This window comes from Kitasatospora sp. NPDC087861 (assembly GCF_044742585.1).
Taxonomy (GTDB): domain Bacteria; phylum Actinomycetota; class Actinomycetes; order Streptomycetales; family Streptomycetaceae; genus Kitasatospora.
Map to the genome: position 1 here is coordinate 1 of NZ_JBIUUS010000048.1, position 17,672 is coordinate 17,672.

Genomic DNA, 17,672 nt, shown 5'->3' on the forward strand with positions numbered 1-17,672 from the left:
CGGGGTTCCCCGCCCCCGGCCCCCCCCCCCCCGCCGTGGCCTCCACACCCCCCCCCCCGGGCCCCCCCCCCCCCCCCCCCCCCCCCCGCCCCGCCCCCCCCCCCCCGGCCGGCCCCCCCCCCACGACAGCAGGCTCAGACGCCCAGCAGGTCGACCACGAAGATCAGGGTCGAGCCCGCCGGGATGAGCGGGGTCGGCGACTGGTTGCCGTAGCCCAGGTGCGGCGGGATGACCAGCTCGCGGCGGCCGCCGACCTTCATGCCGGCGACGCCCTGGTCCCAGCCCTTGATGACCCGGCCCGCGCCCAGCGGGAACGCGAACTCGTTCGGGGTCCGGTTCCAGCTGGCGTCGAACTCCTCGCCGGTCTCGAAGGTCACGCCGACGTAGCGGACCTTGACGTTCTGACCCGGCTTGGCCTCGGCCCCGTCACCGACGACGATGTCGCGGATCTGCAGCTCCGCCGGAGCGTCACCGCCCGGGAAGTCGATCTCAGGCTTCTCGTTGAGGCTCACAGTCCCTCTTCTCGTGCTTCTCGTATTCGCTTGCGGTCACGACCAAGCGGCGGACGCCCGCACCCCGGTCCGTTCCCGGACCACGGTACGGGCGCCCGCCGCCCGTACGGGTCCGGCCACGCGGCCGGACCCGAAGGTCACACGCACACCATTGTCACCCGAAAGTGGATCAGCCCTGACCGGCGTCCAGGATGTCCACCACGAACACCAGCGGCGCGCCCGGCGGGATGTCGCCCTGGCCCTTGTCGCCGTAGGCCAGCGCGGCCGGGATCACCAGCTCCACCCGGCTGCCGACGGTCTGGCCCACCAGGCCCTGGTCCCAGCCCTGGATGACCTGACCGCCGCCGACCGGGAAGGAGAACGCCTGGCCCTTGCTGAGCGAGGAGTCGAACACCTTGCCGTCCTTGAACAGCGCGCCGGTGTACTGGACGACGACCTTCTCGCCCTTCTCCACCTTCGGCCCGGTGCCCTGGATCAGGACGTGCGTCTTCAGCTCGGTCGGGTCCTTCGCGCCGGCCACCGGGGTGATCTCGGCCGGCTTCTTGCCGTTGTCCTTGACCTGCGGGAAGTCCGCCGGCGGCGGCGTGACGGTGCCGCTCACCACCGCGTCGGGCGCGCTGGAGTTGCGGATGTCGATCACGAAGATCAGGTCGTCCTTGGCCCCGATCGACATGTCGGCCTTGCCCTGGGAGCCGAACGCGGCGGCCGGCGGGGCCACCACGAGGATCCGGCTGCCGGCCTTCTTCCCGACCACGGCCTGGTCCAGCGCCGGGATCAGCGCGTCCGTGCCGGCCTGGAAGATCTGCGGCTTGCCGTTGTTGTCGTACGAGCTCGGGATGTCCTTGCCGGTGTTCCAGTCCTTGGCGGTGTAGTCCACCGAGGTCCAGGAGTTCTTGTCCACCTTGGGGCCGGTGCCCTCGGACAGCACCTTGACCACGAAGGTGCCGTCGGACGCCTCGCCCGGCACCTGGATCTCGGCCTTCTTGCCGAAGTCGCCGGCGACCGTCGGCAGCACCTTGGCGCTGTCCTTGATCGGCGGCACCGGGTCGGCGGTCGGGGTGGGCGGCGCGGACTTGGCCGCATCCGGCTTCGCGGCGGTGTCCGACGTGGAGCCGTCCTTGTTCACCAGGTACAGCGTCACGGCGCTGCCGGCCAGCAGTAGGGCCAGCACCGTACCGAGGATCACGCCCAGCCGGCCCACCCCGGGCGGGTTCTCGTCGTACCCGGCCTCCGAGGTGTCGCCCCGGCGCACGGTGGAGGCGAAGATCTGCGGGGTGTCGTCGGTCTTGGTCCCGCCCGTGGCACGCGGCTGCTCGCCGGGCTGCGCCCAGCCGGCCTGCTGCTTCAGGATCGACGGCGGGACGACGATCGACTCACCGTCCCCCGGAAGCGGGCCGCCGGGACGCGAGGCGGCCGGGTCACCCGCAGAGCTGTCGTTCGCCGCGGTACCGGCCCCGCCCGGGCTCGGCGTCTTCTCAGTCATGACTCCCCATCCATCTCGCCACGAGGTCTTCCAGATCTGCGACCGGCGTGCTGAGCGCCGGTCTGCCGTCGCACCATCCGCCCCGGCCTTGGCGCCGGGCGGCGCCTGCCACAGTGCGAGGGCAGTATGACAGCTCAGGATGAGGGCGGACGCTTCGTTGTACGAGCGTCCGCCCAAGCGTACGGAATCCCCCGGGCGACTTCCTAGACCGCTTCCAGAATGTCGATCACGAAGACCAGCGTGGAGTTGGGCGGCACCGAGCCCTGCGCCTGGTCCTTGTAGCCGAGCCCGGGCGGCACCACGAGCTGGACCCGGCTGCCGACGGTCTGGCCGACCAGCCCCTTGTCCCAGCCCTCGATCACACTGCCGGTGCCGATCTGCACCGCCTGCGCGCCGCCGTGCGTCCAGGAGGCGTCGAACTGCTGGCCGTTGTTCCAGAGCACCCCGGTGTACTGCACCACCAGGGTCTGCCCGGTCTTGACCTGCTTGCCCTCGCCCTTGATGAGCACCGCCTGCTGGAGGTCGGTGGGCGCGGCCTGCCCGGCCGGGACGGTGATCGTCACCGGGGCCTTGCCGTTGTCCTTGACCTGCGGCAGGTTCGCCGGCGGCTGGGTCATGGCGCCGCTCAGCGTGGAGTCCTGCGGCAGGCTCTCCATGATGTCCAGGACGAACACCACGGTGTCGCCCTTGCTGACGCCGAGCTGGGTGCTGCCCTGCTCGCCGAAGGCCGCCGCCGGCGGGGCCACCACCAGCAGCCGGCTGCCGACCTTCTTGCCGATCACGCTCTGGTCCAGCGCCGGCACCAGCTGCCCGCTGCCCGCCTGGTAGAGCTGCGGCTTCCCGCTCGGGTCGTACGAGCTGGGCAGGTCCTTGCCGGTGGTCCAGTCCTTCGCCGTGTAGTTGACCGTCACCCAGTCGCCCTTGTTGACCGCCGGCCGGTCGCCCTCGCTGACGGTGTTCACCACGAACTGGCCGCTGGGCTGGCCCTCGGGGAGGGTGATGGTGGCCTTGCTGCCGAACCCGCCCTCCGAGAGCGTGGGCATCGGCGACGCCTCGCCGACCGGCGCGGGCACCGTCGGAGGCGCGCTCGGCGCGGACGGAGTCGCCGGGCCGGCCGCCTTGGGCGAACTGCTGCAGGCGACCGCCAGCAGCAGCGGCAGGGTGAGAAGCAAACCGGCGGTGCGGCGCACGGGGGTCCTAACTGTCGTTCGAGGTCGGCTCTCCTGACTCGACGGACAGCGTATGCCCGGACGGTGTCCGGCCCCGGTAGACACCACCGGGGCCGGACACCGCCTTGATCACAAACCCGAGGTCGCCGCGGATCACATCCCGGCGATGAGCTTCTCCACCCGCTCGTCCACCGAGCGGAACGGGTCCTTGCAGAGCACCGTCCGCTGCGCCTGGTCGTTCAGCTTCAGGTGCACCCAGTCCACCGTGAAGTCCCGGCGCTGTTCCTGCGCCCGCCGGATGAAGTCCCCGCGCAGCCGGGCCCGGGTGGTCTGCGGCGGGATCGACTTGGCCTCGAAGGTCTTGAGGTCGGTGGTCACCCGCTGCGCCTGGCCCTTGCCCTGGAGCAGGTAGAACAGCCCGCGCCGGCGGTGGATGTCATGGTACGCGAGGTCGATCTGGGCCACCCGGGGGTTGGACATGCTCATCTGGTGCTTCTCTCGGTAGCGCTCGATGAGCTTGTACTTCATGATCCAGTCGATCTCGGTGGCCACCCCGTCCAGGTTCTCGGTGCGGACGGCCTCCAGGGTCCGGCCCCACAGGTCGAGCACCCGGGCGATGGTGCCGGTGTTGATGCCCTTGCGGTCGGCGAACTCCAACGCCTTGGTGTAGTACTCCTCCTGGATGTCCAGCGCGCTGGCCTCGCGCCCGTTGGCGAGCCGCACCTGGTGGGTGCCGGTGAGGTCGTGGCTGACCTCGCGGATCGCCCGGATCGGGTTCTCCAGGGTGAGGTCGCGCATCACCACGCCGGCCTCGATCAGCCGCAGCACCAGGTCGGTGGCGCCGACCTTGAGCAGCGTCGTGGTCTCGGACATGTTGGAGTCGCCGACGATGACGTGCAGCCGGCGGTAGCGCTCGGCGTCCGCGTGCGGCTCGTCGCGGGTGTTGATGATCGGGCGCGAGCGGGTGGTGGCGGAGCTGACGCCCTCCCAGATGTGCTCGGCGCGCTGGCTGACGCAGTAGACCGCGCCGCGCGGGGTCTGCAGCACCTTGCCGGCGCCGCAGATCAACTGCCGGGTCACCAGGAAGGGGATCAGCACGTCCGCCAGCCGGGAGAACTCCCCGTGCCGGGCCACCAGGTAGTTCTCGTGGCAGCCGTAGGAGTTGCCGGCCGAGTCGGTGTTGTTCTTGAACAGGTAGACGTCGCCCGCGATGCCCTCCTCGTGCAGCCGCCGCTCGGCGTCCACCAGGAGCCCTTCGAGGATGCGCTCGCCCGCCTTGTCGTGCGTCACCAGCTCGATCACGTCGTCGCACTCGGGGGTGGCGTACTCGGGGTGGGAGCCGACGTCGAGGTACAGCCTGGCGCCGTTGCGCAGGAAGACGTTGCTGCTGCGGCCCCAGGAGACGACGCGGCGGAACAGGTACCGCGCCACCTCGTCCGGCGACAGCCGCCGCTGCCCGCGGAACGTGCAGGTCACGCCGTACTCGTTCTCCAGCCCGAAAATCCGGCGGTCCATGAGCACTCCTATCTGGTCGGAGCTGTCCGAAACCGCCTCCACGACGACTGGGCCGCCGCAGGGGCACCGGAGCCCCGTACGGCCTCCGTCCGGCCGCCGTACGGGACTCCGCAGGCACTGCTACTCCGGCGCGGTGTCCGCCGGGTTGTCCTCGTCGTCCGTCTCGGCGGACTGGTCTCCGTCGAGCAGCCGGGCGAGCTGGTTTCCCAGGATGCGCTTGAACTTGCGCTGCTGGAAGCGCTGGCGGTCGAGGACCGCGACCTCCAGTTGCTCCGGGGTGAGGGTGCGCGGGCTGCCGCCGTTGGGGTCGCGGGCGAGCGAGTCCACGGCGGCCCGGACCACCTCGGTGAGGCTCATCCCGGCGCGGTGGCGCTGACCCAGGTAGTTGCCGATCGAGTCGGCGTTGCCGCCGACCACGACGTAGTTCTTCTCGTCGACGATCGAGCCGTCCGGGGTGAGGCGGTAGATCTGGTCCTCGTCCGTGGTGCGGCCGACCTCGGCCACGATCAGCTCGACCTCGTAGGGCTTCTCGCCGACCGAGGAGAAGATGGTGCCGAGGGTCTGGGCGTAGACGTTGGCCAGGCCCCGGGCGGTGACGTCGGCCCGGTCGTAGGAGTAGCCGCGCAGGTCGGCGTAGCGGACGCCGCCGATGCGCAGGTTCTCGAACTCGTTGTAGCGGCCGACCGCCGCGAAGGCGATCTTGTCGTAGATCTCGGAGACCTTGTGGAGCGCTCTGGAGGTGTTCTCGGCGACGAAGACGATGCCGTCGGCGTAGGTGAGCACGACCACGCTGCGGCCGCGCGCGATGCCCTTGCGGGCGTACTCCGCGCGGTCCGCCATGGCCTGCTGGGGCGAGACGTAGAACGGTGTCGACACCGGCGGTCGTCCCTTTCCTGTGAGGTAACGGCTAGAGCAGCGGGGCCTGCGGGCCGTTGGGGTGGGAGAGACGCCGGTCAGTGATCGCGACCGCGATCTCGGCGACCTCCGCGTCGGTGAGCCGGCGGAAGCCGTCCTCGGTGATCAGTGAGACGATCGGGAAGATCTTGCGGGCGAGGTCCGGGCCGCCGGTGGCGGAGTCGTCGTCGGCCGCGTCGTAGAGCGCCTGGACGACCAGGGTCGAGGCCTGTTCGGCCGTCAGGTCGTCGCGGTAGAGCTTCTTCATCGAGCCGCGGGCGAACACCGAACCCGAGCCGGTGGCGGCGAAGCCGCGCTCCTCGGAACGCCCGCCGGTGACGTCGTAGTTGAAGATCCGGCCGCGGCCGAGGTCCAGGTCGTAGCCGGCGAACATCGGGACGACCGCGAGGCCCTGCATCGCCATGCCCAGGTTGCCCCGGATCATGCTGGTGAGCCGGTTGGCCTTGCCCTCCAGGGAGAGCACGGCGCCCTCGATCTTCTCGTAGTGCTCCAGCTCCAGCTGGAACAGCCGGACCATCTCGACCGCGAGGCCGGCGGTGCCGGCGATGCCGACCGCGCTGTACTCGTCGGCCGGGAACACCTTCTCGATGTCGCGCTGGGCGATCACGTTGCCCATCGTCGCCCGGCGGTCACCGGCGATCACCACACCGCCGTCGAACACCGCGGCCACGATGGTGGTCCCGTGCGGGGCCTCGACCACGGCACCCTCGGGGAACCCGCGGTGGCCGGGGATCAGCTCCGGCCTGTGCTCGGCGAGGAAGTCCAGGAACGAGGAGGACCCCGGGGTCAGGAAGGCAGCCGGTAGACGCCCGGTGCCACGAGTGTTGGCTTCCACACGATTCCTTCCAGGTAGCTTGAAGCTCGCGCTGCCCGCACCCTACCCGTCCGACGATCACTGTCCACGTGTGGAGGGGGCCGGTGCCGGGCGGCCGGGTGGCCCTCGCCACCCAGCCGCCCTCGACGGTCGCGACCGTGAATTCCCGAATACCGGTGACGGGCTATTGCCCGCCCTTCTGCACGAATCCCCGGACGAAATCCTCGGCGTTCGACTCGAGGACTTCGTCGATTTCGTCCAGCACCGCGTCGACGTCGTCGCCCAGCTTTTCCTGGCGCTCCTTGAGGTCATCGGAATTCTGGGTTTCCGCGGCCTGCTCCTCGACCTCCTCGGAGGACCGGTTTGCCCGCTGCTGGCCGCCGCCGGTGTCCTTGCTCGCCATTTCCCTCACCCCGCTCGATTCGTCTGGCACGGTTTGGTCGTTGCTTGCTGCATCGACCCTATACACAAGGTGCGACTACCGCTCCCCGTTTGCCGGTGGCGCTTCCTGTCCAACACCCGCTGCCACCCCGGATGATTCCCATTCGGCGGACGTTCACCCATGGTGATCGAAAAGTTACCCGCCGGAGAGGACCCGGAGCAGGTCCTCCGCGGTGCGGCAGCGGTCCAGCAGCTCCTTGACGTGGTTGCGGGTGCCGCGCAGCGGCTCCAGCGTGGGCACCCGCTGCAAGGAGTCCCGGCCCGGCAGGTCGAAGATCACCGAGTCCCAGGAGGCCGCCGCGACGTGATCGGCGTACTGCTCCAGACAGCGCCCGCGGAAGTACGCCCTGGTGTCCTCCGGGGGCTTGGAGACGGCCCGCTCGACCTCCTCCTCGGTCACCAGCCGTTCGAACCGGCCACGGGCCACCAGGCGGTTGTAGAGGCCCTTCTCGGGCCGTACGTCGCTGTACTGGAGGTCGACCAGGTGCAGCCTCGGGTTCTCCCACCCCAGGGCGTCCCGGCTGCGGTAGCCCTCCAGGATCTCCCGCTTGGCGATCCAGTCCAGCTGTTTGGAGAGCGACATCGGATCGCGCTCCAGCCGGCCGAGGACGTCCTCCCAGCGGGCCAGCACGTCCGTCGTCTGCTCGTCCGCGTCGTTGCCGAAGCGGTCCTCGACGTACTTGCGGGCCAGCTCGAAGTACTCCAGCTGGAGTTGGACGGCGGTGAGCTTGCGCCCGTTGCGCAGGGTGATCAGGTGCTTGAGCGTGGGGTCGTGGGAGACCCGGTGCAGGGTGCGCACCGGCTGGTCGACGGCGAGGTCGGCGGCGATGAAGGAGTCCTCGATCATCGACAGGACCAGTGAGGTGGTGCCCAGCTTGAGGTAGGTGGAGATCTCGGAGAGGTTGGCGTCCCCGATGATCACGTGCAGCCGGCGGTACTTCTCCGCGTCGGCGTGCGGCTCGTCCCGGGTGTTGATGATCGGGCGCTTGAGCGTGGTCTCCAGGCCGACCTCGACCTCGAAGTAGTCGGCCCGCTGGCTGATCTGGAAGCCGTGCGCCGAGCCGTCCTGGCCGATGCCGACCCGGCCGGCGCCGGTGACCACCTGGCGGGAGACGAAGAACGGGGTGAGGTGGCGGACGATGTCGGCGAACGGCGTCGCCCGCTTCATCAGGTAGTTCTCGTGGGTGCCGTACGAGGCGCCCTTGTTGTCGGTGTTGTTCTTGTACAGGTGGATGTTCTGCCCGTTGGGCAGCTCCAGCGCGCGCTGCGCCGCGGCCGCCATGATCCGTTCCCCGGCCTTGTCCCAGAGCACGGCGTCGCGCGGGTTGGTGACCTCCGGCGAGCTGTACTCGGGGTGCGCGTGGTCCACGTAGAACCGGGCCCCGTTGGTGAGGATGATGTTGGCCAGGCCGATGTCCTCGTCGGTCAGCTGGCTGGCGTCCGCCACCTCACGCGCCAGGTCGAAGCCCCGGGCGTCACGCAGCGGGTTCTCCTCCTCGAAGTCCCAGCGGGCCCGCCGCGCCCGGTGCATCGCCGCCGCGTACGCGTTGACGATCTGGGACGAGGTGAGCATGGCGTTGGCGTTGGGGTGCCCGGGCACGGAGATCCCGTACTCGGTCTCGATGCCCATCACGCGCCGTACGGTCATGCGGCCCTCCTTGCCCGGTGCGCCGCCCCCCACGGGCGGAGCACGCCGACGTACCGCTGAAACAACACCGACGCCGGCGGTCTGCCCGCGGACGGTGGGTCGAGCCTAGAACCCGGCGCCGACGGGCGGGCCCCGAGACGCGCCGTCCGGCTGCGGGGCCGCGAGGCGCCACAGCCGGACGGGGTGCGTGCTGTTCCGGGGACCGCCGGGCGGCCCGGTCACCGCGTGCTTACAGGTACTGCCCCGTGTTGGCGACAGTGTCGATCGAGCGGCCGGACTCGGCGCCCTGCTTGCCGGTGACCAGCGTGCGGATGAAGACGATCCGCTCGCCCTTCTTGCCGGAGATGCGGGCCCAGTCGTCCGGGTTGGTGGTGTTCGGCAGGTCCTCGTTCTCCTTGAACTCGTCCACGCAGGCTGCGAGCAGGTGGGAGACGCGGAGTCCGCGCTGACCGTGGTCGAGGAAGTCCTTGATGGCCATCTTCTTCGCGCGGTCGACGATGTTCTGGATCATCGCGCCGGAGTTGAAGTCCTTGAAGTACAGGACCTCCTTGTCACCGTTGGCGTAGGTGACCTCCAGGAAGCGGTTCTCCTCGGTCTCGGTGTACATCCGCTCCACGACCGCCTGGATCATCGCCTCCACCGTCGCCTCGACGGAGCTGCCGTGCTCCTTGAGGTCGTCCGGGTGGAAGGGCAACGAGTCCTTGAGGTACTTGGAGAAGATGTCCTTCGCGGCCTCGGCGTCCGGGCGCTCGATCTTGATCTTGACGTCCAGGCGGCCGGGCCGCAGGATCGCCGGGTCGATCATGTCCTCGCGGTTCGAGGCGCCGATGACGATGACGTTCTCCAGGCCCTCCACGCCGTCGATCTCGGCGAGCAGCTGCGGGACGATGGTGTTCTCCACGTCCGAGCTGACGCCGGAACCGCGGGTGCGGAACAGCGACTCCATCTCGTCGAAGAAGACGATGACGGGCGTGCCCTCGCTCGCCTTCTCCCGGGCCCGCTGGAAGACCAGGCGGATCTGCCGCTCGGTCTCGCCCACGTACTTGTTGAGCAGCTCGGGGCCCTTGATGTTGAGGAAGTAGCTCTTCCCCTGGGGGCGTCCGGTGACCTCGGCGACCTTCTTGGCCAGCGAGTTGGCGACCGCCTTGGCGATCAGCGTCTTGCCGCAGCCGGGCGGGCCGTAGAGCAGCACGCCCTTGGGCGGGCGCAGCTCGTACTCCTTGAAGAGGTCGGCGTGCAGGTACGGCAGCTCGACCGCGTCGCGGATCAGCTCGATCTGGTTGCTCAGACCGCCGATCTGCCGGTAGTCGATGTCCGGGACCTCTTCGAGGACCAGCTCCTCGACCTCGGACTTCGGGACCACCTCGTACACGTAGCCGGAGCGGGGCTCCAGCAGCAGGGCGTCCCCCGCCCGGATGGTGAGCTCGCGCAGCGGTTCGGCGAGGCGCACCACCCGCTCCTCGTCGGTGTGGCCGACGACCAGGGCGCGCTCGCCGTCCTCCAGGATCTCCTTGAGGGTGACGATCTCGCCGATGCGCTCGAAGGCCATCGCGTCCACGATGTTGAGGGCCTCGTTGAGCATCACCTCCTGGCCGCGCCGCAGTTCGTCGAGGGCGACGTTGGGGCTGACGTTCACGCGGAGCTTGCGCCCCCCGGTGAAGATGTCGGCGGTGCCGTCCTCGTTGGCCTCGAGGAAGGTGCCGAAACCGGCCGGGGGCTGTGCCAGCCGGTCCACTTCCTCCTTGAGGGCCACGATCTGGTCGCGGGCCTCACGCAGGGTGGAGGCGAGCCGTTCGTTCTGGGCGGTCACACCGGCCAGGTTGGTCTGGAGCTCGACGATCCGCTCTTCGAGGATCCTCGAATTGCGCGGCGAGTCGGCGAGCTTGCGGCGCAACACGGCGATTTCCTGCTCAAGGTACGAGACCTGAGCGGTCTCGTCGGAACCACGAGCGGGCCTGCCGGTGCTGCGGTTGTAGTCGTCATCGTGGGCTGCCACGGTCCTCACCTCCTCCGGGGAGCTGGACGCTTCCAGACCCTACCTGGGACCAGGGGTCCGTAAACCCCTAGATCAAGAAAGATGGAACGGGCGTGTCCGATCTTCGCCCCAGCGTGCTTCCCCTCTGCTAAGGGGATACCCACCGCGCACCACCCAAAGCGGACCAGATGTATCGTCGAGCGAAGTGATATCCGATCGCGACCGCGCAGCCAGGTCCGATCGTTGTACGAATGGCGGGATTGCCCCAGGAATAGGGCGACCCGGGACAGAAACGGCAGGGACCATGTCGGTAACCGAGCAGACGGCCACGACGGCCGAGCAGCTGGAGGTGTGGATCGACCAGGATCTGTGCACCGGCGACGGCATCTGCGCGCAGTACGCGCCCGAGGTCTTCGAGCTGGACATCGACGGCCTCGCCTACGTGAAGGGGCCGGACGACGAGCTGCGCCAGCAGCCCGGGGAGACCGCCCCGGTGCCGCTGACGATCCTTCAGGACGTGGTGGACTCGGCGAAGGAGTGCCCCGGCGACTGCATCCACGTGCGCCGGGTCTCCGACCGGGTCGAGGTGTACGGGCCGGACGCGGACTGACGCGTCCTCCCGTCAGGTCTGGCTGACCGGGGCGGCGGTCTGGGATCGTTCCCAGCCGCCGCCCTTGCGCGTCCAGGTGAGATCGAGTGAGATGTCGGGACGGAACCGCGGCACGTCCTCGCTCGAATACCCCTGCGCGTGGCCGGTGATGGCGCCGTCGGAGCGCAGCGCGAGCCGTCCGACGGTGAGGTTCTCCCGCTCGGAGAGCAGCGTGGTCAGCACCACCGGGTGGGCGCCGGGCCCGAATCCGAGCAGGTAGACGGCGTCCGGTGGGGTGCCGGTCTCGGCCGCGCAGTGCGCGGCGACCACCGTGCCGGGCCGTCCGTCGCCCAGGTCGGCGGGCATGCCGATGACCGTCTCGATCGGGAACGGGCCACATTCCAAAGGAAGTTGGGCCTTGGCCGGGTCGGGGGCGGCGCTCGCGGCGAGGGCCTTGGGAGTACTGCGGACGGGCACCGGGGTGCCGGTGGCCGGCGCGGCCGCGAGGGCGGCGGCCACCACCGCGCCGCAGCCGGCCAGGGCGAGGGCCCAGTGCCAGGGGGCGGTGCGCGCGGGTTCGGGCCCCGTGCGGCCCTGCGGTGTCTGCTGTCCAGCCGTCATCCCGACCGCGGTCTCCACCAGGCGTCCCCTCCAGTGCTCCCAGGAGCTGGTCTGCGTGCGCGAGCATCGTCCCACACGCCGGCGACCGGAATGCCGAGGGGTGGCACGAGCAGGCTCGTACCACCCCTGGGCGAAGCGATCCGGGTCAGCCGAGGTCGGGCTGCTCGGTCTCGGTGGCGCGGGCGGCGGCACGGGCCGCGGCGCGCTCCTGCAGGCTCGGCTCGGAGCCCCCGTTGTCGTAGTCCTCGCCGTACGCGCCCTTGGCCGGGCGGCGGCGGCGCAGCGGCGGCTCGACGCCGTCGGCGAGGCGGCGGGCGGTGAGCAGGAAACCGGTGTGGCCGATCATCCGGTGGTCCGGGCGGACGGCCAGGCCCTCCAGGTGCCAGGTGCGGACCATGGTCTCCCAGGCCTGCGGCTCGGTGAAGGTGCCGTGCTCGCGCAGCGCCTCGACGGTCTTGGACATCTGCGTGGTGGTGGCCACGTAGCAGCAGATGAGGCCGCCGGGGACGAGCGCCTTGGAGGCGACGTCCAGGCACTCCCAGGGGGCGAGCATGTCGAGGATGACGCGGTCGACGTCGGTCTCGACCAGGTTGTCCTGCAGGTCGCCGACGGTGAGCTTCCACGCCGGGTGCGGCCCGCCGAAGTAGCGCTCGACGTTGCTCTGGGCGATGTCGGCGAAGTCCTGCCGGCGCTCGTAGGAGGCCAGCATGCCGGTGTCGCCGACGGCGCGCAGCAGGTAGGTGGAGAGCGCGCCCGAGCCCACGCCGGCCTCGACCACGCGGGCGCCGGCGAAGATGTCGGCCATCGCCAGGATCTGCCCCGCGTCCTTGGGGTAGATCACGGCGGCACCGCGCGGCATGGACAGGACGTAGTCGGGGAGCAGGGGGCGCAGCGCAAGATACGGGACGTTCCCCGTGGTGCGCACGACCGTGCCCTCGGGGGCGCCGATCAGCTCGTCGTGCGGGAACGCACCCTTGTGGGTGTGGAACTGGTTCCCGGCCTGGAGCGTGAACGTGTAGTGGCGGCCCTTGGGGTCGGTCAGCTGGACCTGGTCCCCGACCTGGAAGGGCCCGCGTCGGCGGGTGGCACCGGTCGGTTCGGACATGCGCACAATCCTAAGGGAAGCGGACCGGCCCGCCTGACCAGGCCCCGGGCACGGCCCCGGTCAGCGGCCGCTGACGGCGGCGGTGAGGCGCTGCTCGATGTCGGTGAGCGCGACGACGCCGAACACCCGGCCGTCCGTCTCGACGACCAGGTACTCCCCGGCCGGGGTGGCCTGGACGGCGCGCAGCAGGTCCTCGCCGCCGAGGTCGGCGTCCAGCCGCAGGCCGGGTTCGAGGTCGCGGGCGAGCGGGCCGACCGCGACCCACGGGCGGCGGTGCTCCGGCACCCCGCGGACGGCGGACTCGCGGACGATGGCGATCGGATCGCCCCGGCCGTCCACCACCACGACCGCGCCGGCCTGGGCCTCGCGGGCGCGGCGCAGCGCCTCGCCGAGCGGGGTGTCGGCGGTGACCTCGACGGTCCGGCGGGCGAGGTCGCGCAGCCGCAGGCCGGGCAGCACCTCCTTGAGCCGGGCGTTGCGCAGGCTTCCGGTGGCGCCGTTCCAGATGATCGCGGCGAGGACGGCGGCCAGCACCGCGTCCACCAGGGTGTCGGTGGTGGTGCGCTCGATCCCGCGGGCGGAACTGACCAGCGGCAGGCCGATCAGGACGACGACGGCCAGCGCCCGGCCGACCCAGGCGGCGGCGACCGTGCCGGTCATCGCCTTGCCGCTGATCGCCCAGACGACCGCCCGCAGCATCCGGCCGCCGTCCAGCGGCAGGCCGGGCAGCAGGTTGAACGCGGCGACCACCAGGTTGGAGACCATCAGCCCGGTGAGCAGCACCCCGGGCACGGTGGAGAGCTCCACGGCCTGCAGCCCGAGGTAGAACAGGCCGCCGAGCACCAGCGAGAGCAGCGGGCCGACGAAGGCCAGCCAGAACTCGCGCCACGGGGTCCCGGCCTCGTTCTCGATCTCGGAGACGCCGCCGAAGAACTGCAGCTGGATCCGCCGCACACCGAGTCCGTAGCGCAGCGCGACCAGGGTGTGAGCGAGCTCGTGCACCAGGACGGAAGCGTAGAAGGCGACCGCGAAGAAGAACGCGAGCAGGTACCGGGCGGCGCCGAGCTCCGGCAGGACGTCGCCGAGCTGGCCGCCGAACACCCAGGTGATCAGCGCGGCGATGACGAACCAGGACGGGGTGACGTAGATGGGCACGCCGAAGGGGCGGCCCATCAGGAGGCCGCCGCCGCGCTCGGGCGGCTGGGGCGGGCGCCCCGGGGGGCGGCTGCCGTCGTCTTGCGGTGGCTGGTCGGAGGTCTGCTGCCCCCTGCTGTCGCTCACCGTGATCCCTTCGGTCGTCTGCCCCGTCGTGCCCCGGTGCGCCCACGCTACGTGATCGCGGCGCTCCGGCGGCGCGCGCCCCTCTGTCAGGCTTCATACCCACTGTGCCGACCGGTGTGGCAGCACCGTGGCAGCGGGATGACAGCGAAGGGCAATAGGGTCGGAGGCATGCAGCAGACCGACACCACCAGTGCCGCCGGGGCCCCGGCGCGCCCGGCGGCGCCCCCGACCGGCCTGTCCCCGTCCCGTGCGGGGGACTTCCTGACCTGTCCCCTGCTGTACCGGCTGCGGGTGATCGACCGGCTGCCCGAGCCGCCGAGCGCGGCGGCGACCAGGGGCACGCTGGTGCACGCGGTGCTGGAGCGGCTGTTCGACAGCCCGGCGGCCGAGCGGACGCCGGAGCAGGCGCTGGGCCTGCTGCGCCCGCAGTGGGAGCGGCTGCTGGGCGAGCGCCCGGAGCTGGGCTCGCTCTTCCCGGACGACCCGGACGGCGCGGCGCTCACCCGCTGGCTGGCGGACGCCGAGAAGCTGGTCGGCCAGTGGTTCCGGCTGGAGGACCCGACCCGGCTGCACCCGGTGGAGCGGGAGCTGTACGTGGAGACGGCCCTGGAGTCGGGGCTGCTGCTGCGCGGCTACATCGACCGGGTGGACGTCGCCCCGACCGGTGAGGTCCGCCTGGTGGACTACAAGACCGGCCGGGCGCCCTCGCGGGACTTCGAGGGCAAGGCGATGTTCCAGATGAAGTTCTACGCGCTCGTGGTGTGGCGCTGGAAGGGCGTCATCCCCAAGCGGCTCCAGCTGGTCTACCTCGGCGGGGGCGGCGACGTGGTCAGCTACGACCCGGACGAGGCCGACCTGCTCGCGGTGGAGCGCAAGTTGCGGGCACTCTGGGAGCGGATCACCCACGCGGTGGCCACCGGGGACTTCCCGGCGACCCGCAACCGCCTCTGCGACTGGTGCGACCACCAGGCCAGCTGCCCGGAGTTCGGCGGCACTCCCCCGCCGTACCCGCTGCCCGTGCAGGTCGGCACATCGAGCCGTACGTCTGACGAAGACGATCCCACGGGGGATCTGATGAGCAAGGAGTCCTAGTGACGATCCGAGTGCTGCTGGTCGACGACCAGCCGCTGCTGCGCACCGGTTTCCGGATGATCCTGGAGGCCGAGTCCGACCTGGTGGTGGTCGGTGAGGCCGGCGACGGTCAGCAGGCGCTGGACCAGGTGCGGGCGCTGCAGCCCGACGTGGTGCTGATGGACATCCGGATGCCCAGGATGGACGGCGTCGAGGCGACCCGCAGGATCGCCGGCCCGGGGCGGGACGGCCCGGCCAAGGTGCTGGTGCTGACCACCTTCGACCTGGACGAGTACGTGGTGGAGGCGCTGCGCGCGGGCGCCAGCGGCTTCCTGCTGAAGGACGTCCCGGCCGAGGAGCTGGTGCAGGCGATCCGGGTGGTGGCGGACGGCGCGGCGATGCTGGCGCCGAGCATCACCCGCCGGCTGCTGGACATGTACGCCACCAAGCTGCCCTCGGGCGAGGAGGCGCCGCCGCAGGCGCTGGGCGCGCTGACCGAGCGCGAGCTGGAGGTGCTGAAGCTGGTGGCGCGCGGGCTGTCGAACGCGGAGATCGCGGCCGAGCTGTTCGTCAGCGAGACCACCGTGAAGACGCACGTCGGCCACGTGCTGACCAAGCTCCAGCTGCGCGACCGGGTGCAGGCGGCGGTGTACGCGTACGAGAGCGGGCTGGTGCGCCCGGGCGCCCTGTAGGGCTTGTCCCGGACGTGCCGGCGGCCCGCCCGCTTTCCCCGTGCACCCTGGGGGAGAGCGGGCGGGCCGCCGTGTCGAGGGACCCTACTTGCTGCTGCGGCTGATCTCCCAGAAGCGGAACACGCCGGTGGTGTCGACGGTGGACTCGACGCCGGTGATCGACGAACGGGCCGCGAAGAAGGCCTTGTTCTGGTACAGCGGGATGAGCGGCGCGTTCTCGGCGACGATCTGCTGGATCTGGGCGTAGCCGCCCGCCGCGGCGCTGCGGTCGGCCTGCTTCTGGCCGTCCGGCACCAGCTTCTGGCTGATCCGCGGGTCGTCCCAGCCGTGGTGGTAGGCGCCGCCGTCGACGAGCATCGGGGCGGTGTAGTTGTCGGGGTCCGGGAAGTCGGCGAACCAGCCGATGACGTACGCCTGGTAGCGGCCCTCGGCCCAGCCCGCCCGGTACTTGTCCCAGTCCGGCTCCTGCTGGACCGTCACCTGGAACAGGCCGCCGGCCTCCAACTGCTTCTTCAGCATGTCGGGCTCGGCACTGCCGGCGCGCGAGCGCGACCAGGAGAGGGTGAGCTTGACCGGGGTCTGCACCTTGGCGTCGGTGAGGATCTTCTTGGCCTTGCCGGCGTCCTGGTCGCCGTAGCGGTCGAAGAAGGCGGTGGTGTGGCCGGTGACGCCGGCCGGGACCATCGAGTACAGCGGCTGGACGGTGCGGGCGAAGACGTCGCGGGCGAGCGCCTTGCGGTCGATCAGCTGGGCGGCGGCCTGGCGGACGGCGAGGTTGCCGCCGACCGGGTCCTTGGTGTTGAAGACCAGCGAGCGGGTGTCGTTGCTGTCGCCCTCGACGACCTGCAGGTCGGTCTTGCCGCCCTGCTGGTCGGAGTGGATCTGGGCGGCGGTGTTCGGCTCCAGGCTGTTGTCGGTGAGGTCGACGTCGCCCTTGTCCAGCGCGGTCTTCAGGTCGGCGGGCTTGTCGAAGTACCGCACGGTGAACTTGCTGTTCCGCAGCTTGGCTTCGCCGCTGTACTTGTCGTTGGGCACCAGCACGACCTTGCCCAGCTGCTTGGCGGTGCCGTTGCCGCCGCCCAGGCTCTCGACCGAGTCGAAGCGGTACGGGCCGGAGCCGACCTGCTTGTCGTTGGGGGCCACCTTGTCGGCCGGGTAGACCTGGTGGTCGACGATGGCGCCGGCCGGACCGGCCAGCTTGGCCGGCAGGGTCGCGTCGGGCGCGGTCAGCTGGAAGATCACCTCGGTGTCGCCCTTGGCCTCGACGCTCTTGATCGAGGAGAGCAGGGCCGCCGGGCCGTTCTCGTCGTTGATCTTCTTGGTGCGCTCGATCGAGAACACCACGTCGGCGGCGGTCATCGGGTGACCGTTGGAGAACTTCAGGCCGGACCGCAGGGTGCAGTGGAACTGGGTGGCGTCGCCGCCGGGGAACTCACAGGACTGCGCGGCGTCCGGGGAGGGCGCGCTGGAGGCGGCCGGGAAGGCGAGCAGCGACTGGAAGGTGTTGCGCAGCAGCAGCCAGGAGCCGGAGTCGTAGGCGGCGGCCGGGTCCAGCACGCCGGTCAGCTGCGTGGTGCCCATGGTGATCGCCTTGCCGCCCTCCCCCTTGACGGCGTCGGTGACGGATCCGCAGCCGGCCGCCGTCACGGCGACAAGACCGGCGCAGCCGAGTACTGCCAGGCGTTCAGCTGAAGTCTTCACGGGGCGCGTCCTTCTGGGTACTGTCCGACCGGGGTCGGTGGCCCGCGTCGAGTGCGCTCCGGGGTGCCGAAGGCGTGCGCGGGCCGGCGCCCGTACGACCGCGGGCGGGACGGGGTTGCCCGTCGTCGGCGGTGGCAGGG

Annotated in this window: 16 protein-coding genes; 3 read left to right on the forward strand and 13 right to left on the reverse strand. The window is 70.8% G+C overall.

Annotated features, from left to right (window positions below):
* Positions 1-134: 134 nt before the first annotated feature.
* The 9 genes from ACIOJE_RS36865 to arc all read right to left on the reverse strand — a co-directional run bounded on the left by ACIOJE_RS36865 (position 135) and on the right by arc (position 10,493).
* On the reverse strand, positions 135-512 hold the full coding sequence (locus ACIOJE_RS36865) for an FKBP-type peptidyl-prolyl cis-trans isomerase (RefSeq protein ID WP_280681794.1): 378 nt from the start codon (positions 510-512) through the stop codon (positions 135-137).
* A 169-nt stretch (positions 513-681) separates the two neighbouring features.
* Positions 682-1,995: an FKBP-type peptidyl-prolyl cis-trans isomerase gene (locus tag ACIOJE_RS36870; protein ID WP_400782565.1), complete on the reverse strand. Its 1,314-nt coding sequence runs from the start codon at positions 1,993-1,995 to the stop codon at positions 682-684.
* Between the two features lie 203 nt (positions 1,996-2,198).
* The gene (locus ACIOJE_RS36875) at positions 2,199-3,185 is read right to left on the reverse strand and encodes an FKBP-type peptidyl-prolyl cis-trans isomerase (protein WP_280681798.1); all 987 of its coding nucleotides are present in this window, start codon (positions 3,183-3,185) and stop codon (positions 2,199-2,201) included.
* A gap of 132 nt (positions 3,186-3,317) precedes the next feature.
* Positions 3,318-4,679, reverse strand: a complete 1,362-nt coding sequence (gene pafA, locus ACIOJE_RS36880; protein ID WP_280681800.1) for a Pup--protein ligase — start codon at positions 4,677-4,679, stop codon at positions 3,318-3,320.
* Between the two features lie 120 nt (positions 4,680-4,799).
* Positions 4,800-5,555: a proteasome subunit alpha gene (gene prcA / locus ACIOJE_RS36885; RefSeq protein WP_280681802.1), complete on the reverse strand. Its 756-nt coding sequence runs from the start codon at positions 5,553-5,555 to the stop codon at positions 4,800-4,802.
* 31 nt (positions 5,556-5,586) lie between these two features.
* Positions 5,587-6,429: a proteasome subunit beta gene (gene prcB, locus ACIOJE_RS36890; protein ID WP_400782569.1), complete on the reverse strand. Its 843-nt coding sequence runs from the start codon at positions 6,427-6,429 to the stop codon at positions 5,587-5,589.
* A gap of 163 nt (positions 6,430-6,592) precedes the next feature.
* Positions 6,593-6,811, reverse strand: a complete 219-nt coding sequence (locus ACIOJE_RS36895) for a ubiquitin-like protein Pup (RefSeq protein ID WP_280681804.1) — start codon at positions 6,809-6,811, stop codon at positions 6,593-6,595.
* A 174-nt stretch (positions 6,812-6,985) separates the two neighbouring features.
* Positions 6,986-8,497 carry a depupylase/deamidase Dop gene (gene dop / locus ACIOJE_RS36900; protein WP_280681807.1) on the reverse strand — a complete coding sequence of 504 codons (1,512 nt, stop codon included), beginning with the start codon at positions 8,495-8,497 and terminating at the stop codon, positions 6,986-6,988.
* A 229-nt stretch (positions 8,498-8,726) separates the two neighbouring features.
* Positions 8,727-10,493, reverse strand: coding sequence for a proteasome ATPase (gene arc, locus ACIOJE_RS36905; protein WP_280681809.1), 1,767 nt, complete (start codon positions 10,491-10,493; stop codon positions 8,727-8,729).
* Between the two features lie 283 nt (positions 10,494-10,776).
* Between arc and ACIOJE_RS36910 the strand changes: the two genes are divergently transcribed.
* Positions 10,777-11,082, forward strand: a complete 306-nt coding sequence (locus ACIOJE_RS36910; protein WP_280681811.1) for a ferredoxin — start codon at positions 10,777-10,779, stop codon at positions 11,080-11,082.
* A 12-nt stretch (positions 11,083-11,094) separates the two neighbouring features.
* Here ACIOJE_RS36910 and ACIOJE_RS36915 read toward each other — a convergent pair whose 3' ends face one another.
* The 3 genes from ACIOJE_RS36915 to ACIOJE_RS36925 all read right to left on the reverse strand — a co-directional run bounded on the left by ACIOJE_RS36915 (position 11,095) and on the right by ACIOJE_RS36925 (position 14,068).
* Positions 11,095-11,682, reverse strand: coding sequence for a hypothetical protein (locus tag ACIOJE_RS36915; protein ID WP_400782572.1), 588 nt, complete (start codon positions 11,680-11,682; stop codon positions 11,095-11,097).
* Between the two features lie 145 nt (positions 11,683-11,827).
* Positions 11,828-12,787, reverse strand: a complete 960-nt coding sequence (locus ACIOJE_RS36920; protein ID WP_280681815.1) for a tRNA (adenine-N1)-methyltransferase — start codon at positions 12,785-12,787, stop codon at positions 11,828-11,830.
* A 60-nt stretch (positions 12,788-12,847) separates the two neighbouring features.
* Entirely contained in the window at positions 12,848-14,068 is a 1,221-nt protein-coding gene (locus ACIOJE_RS36925; protein ID WP_280681817.1) for a site-2 protease family protein, read from the reverse strand.
* Between the two features lie 168 nt (positions 14,069-14,236).
* Here ACIOJE_RS36925 and ACIOJE_RS36930 point away from each other — a divergent pair, with 168 nt between their 5' ends.
* Positions 14,237-15,160, forward strand: coding sequence for a RecB family exonuclease (locus ACIOJE_RS36930; RefSeq protein WP_280681819.1), 924 nt, complete (start codon positions 14,237-14,239; stop codon positions 15,158-15,160).
* On the forward strand, positions 15,160-15,831 hold the full coding sequence (locus ACIOJE_RS36935) for a response regulator transcription factor (protein ID WP_280681821.1): 672 nt from the start codon (positions 15,160-15,162) through the stop codon (positions 15,829-15,831). Before ACIOJE_RS36930 ends, ACIOJE_RS36935 begins: the two co-directional genes overlap by 1 nt.
* An 84-nt stretch (positions 15,832-15,915) precedes the next feature.
* On the opposite strand, the gene ACIOJE_RS36940 is transcribed toward ACIOJE_RS36935, so the two are convergent.
* Positions 15,916-17,532: an ABC transporter substrate-binding protein gene (locus tag ACIOJE_RS36940; RefSeq protein WP_280681823.1), complete on the reverse strand. Its 1,617-nt coding sequence runs from the start codon at positions 17,530-17,532 to the stop codon at positions 15,916-15,918.
* Positions 17,533-17,672 lie beyond the last annotated feature (140 nt).